This window comes from Thalassotalea sp. G2M2-11, assembly GCF_017168195.1.
In the GTDB taxonomy this organism is placed as follows: Bacteria; Pseudomonadota; Gammaproteobacteria; order Enterobacterales; family Alteromonadaceae; genus Thalassotalea_E.
Window position 1 is genome coordinate 427857 of the sequence record NZ_JADNYL010000004.1, and the last position, 13970, is coordinate 441826.

General features: G+C 39.6%; 11 protein-coding genes. 7 read left to right on the plus strand and 4 right to left on the minus strand.

The window, feature by feature from the left end; genetic code table 11:
• Positions 1 to 109 precede the first annotated feature (109 nt).
• The 5 genes from IV514_RS15850 to IV514_RS15870 all read left to right on the plus strand — a co-directional run bounded on the left by IV514_RS15850 (position 110) and on the right by IV514_RS15870 (position 7376).
• Positions 110 to 946, plus strand: coding sequence for a helix-turn-helix transcriptional regulator (locus IV514_RS15850; protein WP_206486280.1), 837 nt, complete (start codon positions 110 to 112; stop codon positions 944 to 946).
• 101 nt (positions 947 to 1047) lie between these two features.
• Complete coding sequence (locus IV514_RS15855; RefSeq protein ID WP_206486281.1) at positions 1048 to 1827, plus strand: enoyl-CoA hydratase-related protein; 780 nt, start codon at positions 1048 to 1050, stop codon at positions 1825 to 1827.
• A 17-nt stretch (positions 1828 to 1844) separates the two neighbouring features.
• Entirely contained in the window at positions 1845 to 3209 is a 1365-nt protein-coding gene (locus tag IV514_RS15860; protein WP_206486282.1) for a hypothetical protein, read from the plus strand.
• Between the two features lie 90 nt (positions 3210 to 3299).
• A complete protein-coding gene (locus IV514_RS15865; RefSeq protein WP_206486283.1) occupies positions 3300 to 5570 on the plus strand; it encodes a TonB-dependent receptor in 2271 nt (756 codons plus the stop codon).
• A gap of 66 nt (positions 5571 to 5636) precedes the next feature.
• Entirely contained in the window at positions 5637 to 7376 is a 1740-nt protein-coding gene (locus tag IV514_RS15870) for a carboxylesterase family protein (RefSeq protein ID WP_206486284.1), read from the plus strand.
• A 333-nt stretch (positions 7377 to 7709) separates the two neighbouring features.
• On the opposite strand, the gene IV514_RS15875 is transcribed toward IV514_RS15870, so the two are convergent.
• The 4 genes from IV514_RS15875 to IV514_RS15890 all read right to left on the minus strand — a co-directional run bounded on the left by IV514_RS15875 (position 7710) and on the right by IV514_RS15890 (position 11227).
• Positions 7710 to 8237, minus strand: coding sequence for a hypothetical protein (locus IV514_RS15875; protein ID WP_206486285.1), 528 nt, complete (start codon positions 8235 to 8237; stop codon positions 7710 to 7712).
• 3 nt (positions 8238 to 8240) lie between these two features.
• Positions 8241 to 8459: a hypothetical protein gene (locus tag IV514_RS15880; RefSeq protein ID WP_206486286.1), complete on the minus strand. Its 219-nt coding sequence runs from the start codon at positions 8457 to 8459 to the stop codon at positions 8241 to 8243.
• Between the two features lie 191 nt (positions 8460 to 8650).
• On the minus strand, positions 8651 to 10351 hold the full coding sequence (locus tag IV514_RS15885; RefSeq protein WP_206486287.1) for an RluA family pseudouridine synthase: 1701 nt from the start codon (positions 10349 to 10351) through the stop codon (positions 8651 to 8653).
• A 114-nt stretch (positions 10352 to 10465) separates the two neighbouring features.
• Positions 10466 to 11227, minus strand: a complete 762-nt coding sequence (locus IV514_RS15890) for a transporter substrate-binding domain-containing protein (protein WP_206486288.1) — start codon at positions 11225 to 11227, stop codon at positions 10466 to 10468.
• Positions 11228 to 11429: 202 nt separating this feature from the next.
• On the opposite strand from IV514_RS15890, the gene IV514_RS15895 reads away from it, so the two are divergent.
• The gene (locus tag IV514_RS15895) at positions 11430 to 11654 is read left to right on the plus strand and encodes a FeoA family protein (protein WP_206486289.1); all 225 of its coding nucleotides are present in this window, start codon (positions 11430 to 11432) and stop codon (positions 11652 to 11654) included.
• Positions 11654 to 13849, plus strand: coding sequence for a ferrous iron transport protein B (feoB, locus tag IV514_RS15900; protein WP_206486290.1), 2196 nt, complete (start codon positions 11654 to 11656; stop codon positions 13847 to 13849). Before IV514_RS15895 ends, feoB begins: the two co-directional genes overlap by 1 nt.
• Positions 13850 to 13970 lie beyond the last annotated feature (121 nt).

The window sequence follows — 13970 nt, forward strand, 5'->3', positions numbered from 1 at the left end:
TGTTAGGAATTTGATGAGCACCATGACGTGATAAGTCCGGGTCGACAAGTACGCACTTTACTACCAGTAACTAAAAATCTAAAGTGTAATTTAATATGAGAAGCGTGATATGAGCGATAGCCGACATGATAATGGCTTTGGTAAAACGTTAAAGTTTTGGCGTAAGGTGAAAAGCGTTAGTCAGGAAGAACTTGCTTTTCGAATCGAGTCAGCAGCTAGACATATCAGCCGATTAGAAAAAGGTGACGCACGACCAACTAAAATAATGGTTGAAAAAATTTCTGAAGCTTTGCAGCTCAGCGATCGAGATCAGGTTAATCTTTTATTTTCGGCGGGTTATGCCACAGGACGAGTGGCTGAAAATATTCATTTACCTGAGTATGCCTCTAGAAAAGCGGAAATCATTCGCTTTCTGTCCCATAACGATCCTTACCCTTCCTTTATTATTGATTTAATGACGGCCAACTTTATCGCGATTAACAAATCTTGGTTGGGGCTTCAAAGTATTATGCTACCAGATAGAGATCAAACGAAGATCATGAATATGTTTGATTGTTTGTTCAGCTACGAAGAGAAAGAGCTTTTGCCACAAGCTTGGCAATCATCGTTATGTAATATCTTGTTGTCCATTTATCAAACCACTCTGTACGATGAAAATGAACAAAGGAAAGCATGGTTTGAAAAATTAATCTCTTCAAAATTTGTTCCGAAAAATTGGCAACAAATCGCTGCCAGTCAACCAGCTGCTGGTCTTTGGAGTATTCATGTTCTCCTCAATGGTAAACCTGTTAAATTTGAGACATTTTCACAAAGTATTGGCTTAAGAGGGCCACTAACATTTTCTTCATTACCCGACATGATCAGTGTCATTTTATACCCTGAAGATAAAACCGTAGATTTATCTATATTAAGTAAAGATCAAACACACCCGTTACTTTTTTATTAACGAATATTTCTAGCAACCGGACTTGTTAAGTCGTGGTGAGCGACAAAATTGCCTCATATATTGGATAACCTGATTAGAATTAAAACACTTTAGGGGTATCCATGTCTTTGGTTGAATATACGTGCAAAGATAATATCGCCACCATTACGTTAAACCGTCCAGATGCGATGAACGCGTTTAACCCCGACATGTATCTCGCATTTAATGCGGCGACAAATCGCTTCAAAAATGACAACAATGCATGGGTTGCAGTAATTACATCTAGCTCTGAAAAAGCATTTTCTGCAGGTGTTGACGTTAAAGCACTTGACGCCGCTATGTCTACCACCACTGATATTAAAGCATTAGAAGCCATCTACACAATTGATTTAGAAGAAGAATATTTTTGTGACAAACCTATTATCGCGGCAATTAACGGTTATTGTGTGGGCGAAGGACTTAGTCTGGTATTAGGTGCTGATATTAGAATCTGTGGTAAAAACGCGAGCTTTTGTTTACCAGAAGCAAAAGTAGGGTTGCCAACACTTAATGCCGCAATACATGGCACCAGATTAATTGGTTCCGCCTATATGTTGGAGTTGTTGCTTACGGGTGAGCATAAAGATGCCAACTGGGCTGCTAAAACCGGCTTAGTAAATTGCATGGTAAATGACGATGACGTCTATGACACAGCGCTCGCCTGGGCAGAGAAAATTGCCGCTTTAAGTCCGCTGGCAATTCAAGCAACTAAATCCGCAGCCGTAAAAAGTCATTTTATGAGCTTCGCTGATATCTGTGCTGAAATGGCGATCAAGCGAAAGACAATTCTGAACTCTAAAGATGCAATCGAAGGTCGACAGGCCTTTATCGAAAAGCGTAAGCCCAAATTTATCGGCGAGTAATAGCAAAGGTATAAGTGATGAATGACGAGTTATGGTCAGAATGGACCAAATTACCAATTGATTCAGATGAGCTGAAAAAATATCAAGCAAGTAAATTAAAACAATTACTCATCAGATGTTATGAGGACTCGCCGTATTATAAAGAAAAGTTTGATAAAGCGAATGTGAATCCTTATGAATTTGATGATGTAACACAACTTAGCCAGTACCCTACTTTCGATAAATACGAAGAGCGAGAGAGTCAGGCTCAGTCCAAAGAACACTTAGGTCACCCGTTGGGTATGCATATCACATGCGATGAAAAAAAAGTAAATCGTATGAGTGCGTCTTCCGGCACCACAGGTACGCCAAGTTTCCAAGGCCATAGTTATACAGATCGTCAAATTATTTTTAAGCATATGGCACGTTTGGCGGATATCGCAGGTATTCAGCCAGGCGATAAAGTACTGATGGCCGGCGTTATGAGCATGTGGGTAGCTGGCATTCCTACGGTTGATGCGCTATTAGATTTTGGTGCCAACGTGATCCCAATAGGTGGTCTTGTCGGAACAGCAAAAGTAGCAGAGATGATTGAATTAACTCATCCTGATGTCATTATCTGCACGCCTTCATTTGCCCGCATTTTGATTAAGAAATGTAAAAACGAGTTAAATATAGACTTACCTTCCATGGGCATAAAAAAAGTCTTTGTTTATGGTGAACCGGGGGGCAGTGAAGCCCAAATCATTAAAGAAATAGAAGAGGGGTTTGGTGGCGCGACCTTATTTGATATGGCTGGAGGCACCGGAGCCTTAAATCCAATATTTACCTCGTGCACGGAACATGACGGTCTACATTTTATCGCCCAAGATTCCACATTTATTGAATTATACGATCGTGAAACTAACACTGTATTGCCATGGCAAGATGGTGCTACAGGAGAGTTTGTCTATACCGCATTGGAGCGTGAAGTAGGACCGCTTATTCGATTTAAGGACGGTGATTTAATTCAAATAAACACTAAACCATGTAAATGCGGTTTTCCTGGAATTCGAATTAAAATTTTAGGTCGTGTTGATGACATGTTGTTAGTGAAAGGTGTAAACGTTTTTCCTTCGGCAATTCGAGATTTAATCATGCGTTTTGCCGACCAAGTAACCGGTAATATTAAGGTGATGAAAACATCAGAATCACCTGTCGTAGCCCCTCCACTTCATATAAAAGTTGAATGTAAAGGCTCATTAAGTTTAGCAAGCAAACAGCAACTAGACGAAAAAATCTGTGAAGAAATAAAACGAGTGCTGCGTTTCCAAGCGAAGCTTGAACTGTTCGATGAAGGTGAGTTGGTTATGGAATATGGTCCTACTGGCAAGGTCAAACTGATTGAAAATATTAACAATTAAATATCGACTGAACATCATAACAAGATATTAAAACAACAATTAAAACTAAAAATATAACATAAAATTACAACAGGAATTGGAGAAGTGAATATGAAGCGTCATCCATTACATACGGCTATTATAGCAGGCATTACCATGCTCAGTGTAACGTCTACCTACGCCGCTGAAGAAAAGAAAGTAGAGCAACTTGAGTTAGAAGTAATAGAAGTTACTGCGCAGAAGAAATCCCAAAACCTAAATGAAGTACCTATTTCTGTAGCTGTGGTAGGAAGTGAGTTTGTTGAAGCTATGAACATAAGTCAATTAGACGACCTATCTTCCTATGTACCTAACTTTAATATTACTGAAGGCGCAAGTGGTATGAATATCGCTATGCGTGGTTTAGGTTCCGGCACTAATAAGGGATTTGAGCAGTCGGTTGGAATGTTCATTGATGGAATTTATAGCAGTAGATCTAAACAATTTGCGATGCCATTTTTTGACGTGGAGCGAGTCGAAATATTACGCGGACCACAAGGCGTATTATTTGGTAAAAACACCACAGCAGGTGCCGTAAATATTGTTTCGGCGAGGCCAAATGATCATTTTAGCGGAAAATTTGGTGCGGATTACGATGCCGAGTATCAAGATCTACAAGTCACAGCCATAGTGAATGGCGCTCTTTCTGATAATTTAAACGCAAGATTGGCGACAAAGGTTAGACAGCAAGATAAAGGTTATTTAGAAAATACCATAACCGGTAAAGATGAACGCCTAAGAGATGAAAAAATTATTCGTTTGTCATTAGATTGGAATCCAACGGACGAGTTAGAACTCTACTCTAAATTAGAGTACTCGAAGCAGGATTTACAAGGTGGGCTTTACCAACTTTTTGACTTTGGAAGTTATGAAGGTTTCATGAAAATGGTCGACCCTGACGCTGAAAATAAGGTGGATTTGCAAACTTCAACCGGTCGTCTGGGAGTTGAACACCACGTTATTACCGAAGCGATAAATGGCGTCGTTGAAGCATCTTATGAAATGGAAAATTTACGTATCGTATCGGTAACTGGCTATTCTCAGTACGATGCAGAAATTGAGAATGAAGACAGTGACTTCACCCCTGTGCCTTTAATTTGGTTTGATACCAATGATGAATTTGAACAGTTCAGTCAGGAGCTCCGTTTTGAATTGTTAAATACTGGCAATCTAGAATATATTGGGGGATTCTATTTCCAAAACAGTGAATACCTAACAACACCAAGATTGGCTGCAGAGCTCAGTATTGTGGGTTACCCTGATACAGAAAATGAGCGTTCGTTTGCACAAGATACCACTACCTGGAGCGCATTTGCTCAAGTAGTATGGAATATCTCGGACAAATGGCAACTACAAGGTGGTTTACGTTATAACGATGAGAAAAAGGACGTAAAACGTGCACTTGAAATTCAGGAATTTAATACTGATATCCCAGAGATGGATCCAACGACTCTGTTTATTAATGCCTATGGATTAGGTATAGAGAATTATGCCGATAAAGGCAGCCGCAGTGAGAAACATTGGTCTCCTATGTTTGCATTGCAATACAATATCAATGATAAAGCGATGACATACGCTAAATATACCAGAGGCTTTAAAGGGGGCGGTTTCGACTCTAGCGACCTAAATGGTAGTGCAGGGGACTTCAATGAAGAACAAGTGGATAACTATGAGCTAGGTACTAAATTGCTATTTTGGCAAGGCAGAGCGGCATTAAATGCAGCGATGTTCTACTCTGAATATCAGGACTTGCAAGTTTATTCTATGTCGGGAGTTAGGTTTTTAACCACCAATGCCGCTGAAGCGACTGCAAAAGGTTTAGAGGTTGATTTAAGAGCAAAATTAACTGAAAGTTTATCTTTAAATACTTCTTTTGCTTTGCTTGATGCTGTTTACGACGACTACCAAGGTGGTAGTTGCACCTATGAACAGCTAACGCAACACAATGCATCTGGTGCTGAAGGGGCGTGTACACAAGACTTAAGTGGTCGTTCTTTCATAAGAGCGCCTGAATTTCAGATGAATGTTGGTTTAACGCATGAAGTGGATTTTAGCAATGGTGCATATATGGTGTCAGGTATCTCGGTTAATTATACCGATGAGCAATATGTAAAAGATTCTCTACCTGAGTACTCTTTAGTATCAGGTTATACCACAGTTGATGCAAGCATGAGTTTTACTACGGCCAATGAAGATTGGATTTTTAAAATTTCAGCTAGAAATTTAACCGACGAACGAGTGCCGACCCTGATGCAGAGCCCGGTATTTTTTGATGACACGGTAGTAACAACGGTAAACACACCACGCACTATTTCGTTTGGTGTTGAGTATAAGTTCGACTAATGCTCATATAGCAAATAAGCTCCAAAACTGCTTTTGGAGCTTAATTATTTATTAGGCTGATATTATATGAACATATGTATACCCTACCTTCATTTGATGAATAGTAAATCCATTGTCGCCATTGTGTTCAGCGCTATTTTCTTAATTTTTAGCCCCGTCAGTAGTGCGCACAATAAAACACAACTAAACCAAGCCTCGTTAGATAAGGCAGAACTTAGGGTAACAACCGCAGGCCAAATTAGCGGGAAACTAATAAAGGATAATGCGGTTATTACTTGGCTTGGGGTTCCTTATGCTCAAGCGCCAATTGGAAATTTACGCTGGAAAGCACCTCAACCTGTCATACCATGGAAAGGTGTTCGTTCAGCAACGCAACACCCTCAAGCTTGTCCCCAATATACCGATGAACTTGATTCGAAAAGATACATAGGCACTGAAGATTGTTTGTTCTTAAATATTTGGCGACCAAATAACAACCAACCCCAACTTCCTGTGCATGTTTATATCCATGGTGGCTCAAATGAGCAGGGAATGATAAACAATCCTGCACGTTTGGGCGATGTACTAGCTCAGGAAGGGGATATGGTCGTTGTTACCATGCAGTATCGATTAGGTTTTTTAGGTTGGCTTTATAGCCATGAAGATAAGTCAATCGATGAGTTAGATAACTCAGGTAACTTAGGTTTATTAGATATTATTGAAAGTTTAAAATGGGTCAAAAATAATATTCACTCTTTTGGTGGGGATCCTAATAATATCACGCTTGGCGGCTTATCCGCAGGGGCACAAAACATTTTTAACCTGCTGGCGACAAATATGGCTAGTGGTTTATTTCACAAAGCCTTTATTCAATCGGGTATTCCGATCGACTATTCTAAAGAACAAGCAAAGCAGGCATCTGTGAAATTAGAACAGACCCTGCTTGGCAAGAAATATCTTCAAATGAGTGCTAAAGATATTGATAAACAAATGCTAGATATCCCTGCCAAGGCAATAGTAGATGCTGGTATGAAGATAAACCCAGATTTTAATGCCGTAAGAGATGGTGTCGTCATGCCATTGACGCCAACAGCACAACTCATTAGTGATGGTAACCTGATAAATAAAGTGCCAATAATGGTAGGGTTAACCAAGGACGAAGCTAAAGCTTGGACTTGTGATCGAGCCTATAATGTTTTTAATTGGCTCAGTCCGGCAGATGCAAGCTTAGTGGGGCAATATGCAACAGAATTGCTGACAGCGTTAACGGTTGAGACTTTTTATCATGCAAGTCAACACTCGTCATCGTGGCCGATATACTTTTATGAAATGGGCTACGGTTCGCCTGATGAACAAGGTCGCTCTCCTTTACCTGATGAACTTGGCGATTGTATCGGCGCTTTCCATACAATAGATACCTCATTTCACTTTGGCCGGTGGCAACATATGGTACAAAGCTTTTGGCAACAGTTAACCTTCTCGGATAATAATGACATTGCACGAAAAAACCTTAGTAAAGAGATGATGTTACGCTTCGTTCATTTTGCCAATCACTCGCACCCTAACTATAAAGGCGCAGTTGTATGGCCGAAAATTTCTACTGGAAGTAAAATAAATAGGCTGTTATTTGATGTAGACGTCGAAACGAGTGCTGTAAAAGCGAAAAGTATCGACAGGCTAAAAAGTATTGCGGAAATAAAAGCAGAAATTGACCAAACATTTTCGCTAGAACAGAAAAAAACACTGTTTCCTTTGATCAATGCCTTTGTTAGTCAATTTCAGGGGCCTGAACACGCTTTATTAAGTTTACACGCGAGTCAAAATTAATTTAATCATATTTAATGATTTAGCATTTATACATGATCCGAGATTGATTCTAGCTCTAAGCAAATTGCCTAGTCCAATGATGAACAGTGCTTAATTGAACTTTTGATTAATGTGTCTTGTGAAATTAAGCTTGGACTATGAATACTTATACGCGGCGTTAGGTATCTGGGGTCACTCTATTTTATATTTTTTATTATCAGTTTTTGTTGTGGATAAGCGCTTTTTCGTATCAGTTACTGCGTGTTGGTTAGTGTTGAAAGTGAGCGGCAAAAAGCTGATTGAAAAGCCCAAGCTAGCAAATACTCGCTTGGGCGAAAACACACGGCTTAATGATTAAAATAAAGGTTGTTTACGAATTACCGCACATGCGGTGCGATCCCAACACTCAGTGTTATAACTGTGATAGAGATCATGCTGCACTTTATTAAGTAATGCGATATTTTCTTCCGTTAACTGTAAGGCCGTTAAGTATTCACGTTTTACCACGATAAATTGTTTTTTATAAGGCACTAACCAAGTGTTTTCTGGGTTAGTGGTTAATGCTTGTTTTGCTTCTTGATAATCAGAAAACCACAAATTCAAAAAGGTGCTACATGTCCCTTTATAGAAGAGTGTTCCCATATCAGGCTGATCGGCAATAGATGCTTTACCTGAAAATAATTCCTGCGCATGATGCCAACTTGCAAAGCCTAATCGTTGAGCAATCAGCGCTAAACAGTGTTTAAGTTGTAACTGTGTAATTGATGTTACTCCTAACTTTTTTAGCATACCTGCGATTTCATTTGGCAGAATCTCTGTACTCTTAAGCGATTTCAATAACCGTTTTGCTTGTGTTTTACTTTCATTTAATGCCAAGTTCATCAGTTACCCCTGTTTGATATCTAGTTGTAACTGCACATGTGCACTATCTAATGAGAATGACAGTGATGCATGAATTTGCGTGGTCACACTCGGGCTAAAATAAGTGAGTACAAATATACAACCGAACAATAACGTGAGTTGTGTGGATTTTGTATAAACACAATGTTTTAGCTTGGGTGTTGGGAAGCGACTGTTTGCCAGCTGTCGTTTGATAAGGATCATATTCAATAACCTCTAAGTAAATTTGGCACTCCGCAAAGCCTACTTAGTTCGTACTGAACTGATTAATATGTTGATATCAGAGTGAATTCATCTTTAGCGGAATAGGCGTCTCTGCAACCTGGCAGTTATCCTAGGGTGAAAGGTAAACAAAGTCAATTGTCAGAGCTTACAATAGGTAATATTTCAAATGGCTAGAATTCGGCAGCAACTTGAAAAGACATGAGTTTTTTTGTTACAGGGTGCATAAAACTCAGCTGCTCTGCGTGCAGGTGTAATCTGTCAGCACTTTTACCATAGAGGCCATCCCCGACAATTGCGCTGTTTAAGCCGTGCGGATGTGCGCAATGCACCCTTAGCTGATGTGTTCTACCGGTGACCGGGTTTAATTGGACACGCGTGGTATTTTCTGTGCTTGATAACACTTGCCAGCGGGTCTCTGCAGGCTTGCCATGTTGGTAGCACACTTTTTGTCGGGGGCGATCATTAATGTCTGTGATCAGGGGTAAAGCGATCACTCCCGTTGGTTGTGATAACTGACCTTCAATTACAGCAATATAGCGTTTGCGAATGTCTTTATTGATAAATTGCTGCTGTAAGTGTTTATGCGCGCGTTCATTCAATGAAAATAATAATAAGCCCGAAGTCGCCATATCAAGACGATGCAATACTAAACTGCCTTGGGCATTTGGGCACATGGATTTTATCCGAGTATAGGCTGAATCTTTAATATGCTTACCAGGTACCGAGAGCATGCCTGCGGGTTTATTGACCACGACAAGGTGTTGATCTTGATAAATAATCTCTAGCTGCTTATCTTGTGCCGGATTTATTAATAATGGATTTTCTTCAACCTCAAGCCCAGTTAACATATGATTTAAAATAGCCTGACACTTGCCCTGACAAGCGGGGTAATAATGTAAATGTTTTCTTACTTCTGACTGCGCTGGTTGGCCCCACCAAAATTCGGCCATACAAATAGGTATTAACTGATGAGTATAGGCATAATGCAATAGTTTGGGGGCCGCGCAATCTCCAGCTCCTGCTGGCGGCGTTATTTGAGCGAATTCATGGAAGATATCCATTACGTTTTTCACTTCGCCCTTGGCATTTAATAAACGGTATTGGCGAAACAATTGTTTTTGTAAGCGGTGGGAGATTTTCTGTCTTGATTTTTTTAACTGTTTAATCGCGTGTTCATATTTGCTCAAGCATTGCTCTGCCTGATTAATTCTTTGTTGCCAGTAGGCTTTTAGTTGCGCTAATTGCTTTTTATCGGCAACACTTTGACGGGCAAGTTCAATGCTTTGTTTGGTCGCTTGTGCAAATTGGAAGGGGCTATCCTGCTCATTGATTGGCTCAAGTAATGGAGCCAGCTTTTGGCGTACTTGTTTGCGTAATTGTCTATTGTTGGCCATGACAGCTTGCGCCTGGCTTATTTGAAACTGTGCCGCTGACTGTTCACTGACTAAGAGTTGTTTTTGTTGTTGGTAGACTAAGCTGGTTTGAAGCTGGCTTATTTCATCATTGATTTGATTAACCAAGCGTTGTTTTTCAAAAAATTCATGGCTTGGTTCAAAGCCAGTAAACACTGGTGGTACCAATAGGTTGTTTGTATTGTTAGCATTTTTGGCAAGTTCAGTGCCCGATACAGCACTAATAAAACCAAGCTGTTGTTGAGCGTTTTTAACCACTAATACACCGTACATTCTTCCTTGTTCATTTGTGCTTACTGGTTGCTGGTTGGATAAATGTTGCTGTAATACCTGAGCTGCCCTTTTGGCAAGGGGATGAGGCTGATAATAAAATGGAAAGGTAAATTGTTTAGGTAATTGTGCTAAGTACTCGTTGTGCTCAAAAGCCGTGAAATGTGGAACTTGTGTGGATGCAGACATAGTGAAGGTTTAATGTAAAATAATATGATATTGGGCCAGTGAACTCGGAGTATTTTACACGGTTTGCTTGAATAAATCGTGGTTTTGTTTATTACGAGCAATAAAAGTAAGTACTTATTTAACGTAATTCATTATTTGGTCATACACGCCGTTATGTTTTATTGTGGCTAAGCTTTTTTTCAATGTTTCAATAATGGGTTTTGGGGTTGTTAAGCTGCAAGCTAAATATAGATCGACAGGGTTTTCCGTTATTTTATAGTAAGCACGGAACAGATTTGGGTCCATGCCGTTGTATTTTGCTCGATATTCAACATTAATGGTATCTGCAATGATAAAGTCGATATTTTTTCTGGTCAGTAAAAGTTTTAATAAAGAGTAGGTATTGTTGATCACATAAAGATTTTTGTGCTCTTCGAAGCCTTGATCAAGCAACATATAATAGGTTCTGTCATCTTTTAACACCGCAACATTATAATTTTTTGCATCTTCAAGAGAATTTAGCGCAATACCATCACGATCAGCTAAACCAATTAAGTAGTCATTGACCGATAAAATAGGGGCAATCCACTGAAAATGTTTTTCTCGTTGTTCATTTCGAGACATTAAATAGATACAGGTATTAGGTCGCTCTTTTGCCATCATAAATGCGCGTGACCAAGGATAAATGTTGATCTGGTAATGATAAGGTGTTCCTGCTAACACGGCCTTCACTAATTCGGTGGTTAATCCTTGAACTGGTCTATTTCTCTTTTGTTCTTGGTAAGGAGGAGAGTGCTCGGTAACGATATGGAGAAACACTGGCGAAGTTATTGCCCAAGTTACACTAGGCAAAAACAATAAGATCAACAAAATAATAAGAGAATGCCTACCTAGCATAGCCAACAACAAAAATACGACAATGCATTAACTATAGCACAGTTAAATTTTTATGATGTTTATCAATGATAACGGTAAATTATGTTGTAACGGCAACACTGTTTACTCATGATATAAATCAATGAATTGTCAGTTTTGTATTGCCCAACTAAAAGAACTATCGTAGAATAAATGATAATCATTATCACTTAGCGAGTTTGGTATGACATTACATCAGCTAGCGAAAGCGCAACGAGCAAAGATAAACTATTTACCAGATAGTCTTGAATTGTCTACTAAATTGATTGAACAGGGCTTTTTTTTATCGTCAGAGGTCACCTTAGCGCACAAAGCGCCTTTTAATGGGCCGTTAGCCTTTTATTTACATGGTACAAAAGTCTGTGTGCCTAGCGACGTTGCCAAGCAAGTTGGTGTGCAAATCATTTAATGAAACAAGCTAGTCAAATCGCATTAGTGGGCTTTGCTAATGCAGGAAAAACAACGTTTTTTAATACCTTAACTGGACAAAAGCAAAAAACGGGCAATTGGACCGGTGTTACCGTAGATATTAAGCAGGCGCCACTGTCACTTGATAATGAACAGGTACAACTATCTGATTTGCCGGGAATTTCTTCGTTAGCCAAACGCGAGCAACAGAGCAAAGATTTATCTATTAGCCAGTCTTTTTTGCAAGAACATCAGGTTGACTATCTTATTAATGTTGTAGATGCCACTCAGGTAAAACGTCAGCTTTATTTAACAACCCAACTTAGAGAGCTGGCGATACCTATGCTAGTGGTGTTAACTAAAGCAGATCGCAAAGAAGCTCAAACGTTGAATGTGGATAACTTAGCGCAAGAGTTAGGGTGTCCAGTTATACAAGTTAATAATTTTGATAAACAGACCAAAGAGCAAGTCAAACAAGCACTTGCTGGGTTAAAACAGCATACGCAGTATCCGATAAAGCTACCACTACCCGCCAAGTTACAACAAACATTGACAGATAATGCATCGTCATTACTTGCATATGAACAAACGTTACAAAGTAGCCAAGAAAACCAATGCCGTTGTTCAGGCGATGTTGCCGCTATTATGCATGCCCGCCATCAGTTTATTCACCAGCTGCTTGATAAAGCGAATATCAGTGATAGTGATGTCAATCGGATCAGTGACAAAATAGATCGTGTTATTTTGCATCCGTTACTTGGCTTACCAATCTTTCTTGGCATGATGTATTTACTCTTTATGTTTGCCATCAATGTTGGCGGCGCATTTATTGACTTTTTTGATATTTTGGCAGGCGCAATTTTTGTTGATTATCCGACACAATTTATTAGTCAGTTTGGTTGGCCTCAATGGCTGTTAACTTTGATTGAAGGTATTGGCATTGGTATGCAAACCGTGGCGACTTTCATTCCTATTATTGTGAGTTTATTTATTGGCTTATCATTATTGGAAAGCAGTGGTTATCTTGCGCGAGCGGCTTTTGTTGTGGATAGTTTAATGCAAAAAATTGGCTTGCCGGGTAAAGCATTTGTGCCTTTGATAGTTGGTTTCGGTTGTACGGTACCGGCGGTCATGTCCGCTCGAATTCTCGATAGTGAACGTGAGCGTTTAACCACTGTGATGATGTCACCATTTATGTCTTGTGGTGCCAGATTACCTGTTTATGCCTTATTTGCCGCGGCGTTTTTCCCTGAATCAGGGCAAAATCTGGTATTTTTATTGTATCTGATAGGTATTTTTGCGGCGATATTTACCGGCCTGTTATTAAAGGCAACCGTACTGCAAGGCAAAAGTTCATATAATATTATGGAATTGCCATTATATGAGCTGCCTAAAGTGTCTTACTTGATACAGCGTGTCTCTAGGCGTACTTATTCGTTTATTACTGGCGCGGGTAAAACTATAGTGATAGTAGTTTGTTGTTTAAACTTTTTAAACTCTTTAGGTATGGATGGTGAATTTGGTCATCACGATACCGACTCTTCTATCTTAAGTCAGGGAGCGCAGATAGTGACGCCGTTGCTAGCACCAATAGGTGTGAAAGAAGATAATTGGCAGGCAAGCGTCGGCATTATCACGGGTATTTTTGCTAAAGAAGCGTTAGTCGCCACCTTTAATAGTCTTTATTCACCAAAAGAACAAGGGGACGTTGAACAAGTAACACTGTTGGATAGATGGCAGCAAGCAACGAATAGTATTCGGGAAAATTTATTAGGCATTGCGCCTGATGATCCTTTAGGTACTGATATTGGTGATGTCTCAAGTGTTGAAGTAGCCGCACAAGAGCAAGCGGTTGAAGTGACCACATTAACAACCATGCAAGTGGCATTTGCAGGTCAGTTAGGTGCTTTTAGTTATTTATTATTTATTCTGCTGTATACGCCCTGTGCCGCAGCTATGGGAGCGATAAAGAATGAAGTGGGTAGTAAATGGGCAGGCTTTGCCGCGCTTTGGAGTTTTACGTTAGCCTATCTTGTTGCCAGTGCATGTTTTCAGCTCGGTAACATTGCTGTTCAACCGCTGCGTTCGCTGATCATATTGGCTGTAGTACTGATTATTTTTACCTTGATTTATTACTGGCTTAAAAATGCTGGTAGTAAAATTTTAACGATCCCAACGAAAGTTTATTATAGCTAAACAACGCCTTTCAAGCTGTTTACAGCAATTAGCATTCGCTTAAAATGAGCACTATGCTTTAATTGTGTTAAAGTGATGTAACATCAATTAAAACAAATGATAGTGACAGGTTAAAAGGATA

Bases quoted from the DNA above. Each gene is read 5' to 3' on its own strand.
- IV514_RS15850 (WP_206486280.1), top strand. From the start codon at position 110: ATGAGCGATAGCCGACATGATAATGGCTTTGGTAAAACGTTAAAGTTT.
- IV514_RS15855 (WP_206486281.1), top strand. From the start codon at position 1,048: ATGTCTTTGGTTGAATATACGTGCAAAGATAATATCGCCACCATTACG.
- IV514_RS15860 (WP_206486282.1), top strand. From the start codon at position 1,845: ATGAATGACGAGTTATGGTCAGAATGGACCAAATTACCAATTGATTCA.
- IV514_RS15865 (WP_206486283.1), top strand. From the start codon at position 3,300: ATGAAGCGTCATCCATTACATACGGCTATTATAGCAGGCATTACCATG.
- IV514_RS15870 (WP_206486284.1), top strand. From the start codon at position 5,637: ATGAACATATGTATACCCTACCTTCATTTGATGAATAGTAAATCCATT.
- IV514_RS15875 (WP_206486285.1), bottom strand. From the start codon at position 8,237: ATGAACTTGGCATTAAATGAAAGTAAAACACAAGCAAAACGGTTATTG.
- IV514_RS15880 (WP_206486286.1), bottom strand. From the start codon at position 8,459: ATGATCCTTATCAAACGACAGCTGGCAAACAGTCGCTTCCCAACACCC.
- IV514_RS15885 (WP_206486287.1), bottom strand. From the start codon at position 10,351: ATGTCTGCATCCACACAAGTTCCACATTTCACGGCTTTTGAGCACAAC.
- IV514_RS15890 (WP_206486288.1), bottom strand. From the start codon at position 11,227: ATGCTAGGTAGGCATTCTCTTATTATTTTGTTGATCTTATTGTTTTTG.
- IV514_RS15895 (WP_206486289.1), top strand. From the start codon at position 11,430: ATGACATTACATCAGCTAGCGAAAGCGCAACGAGCAAAGATAAACTAT.
- feoB (WP_206486290.1), top strand. From the start codon at position 11,654: ATGAAACAAGCTAGTCAAATCGCATTAGTGGGCTTTGCTAATGCAGGA.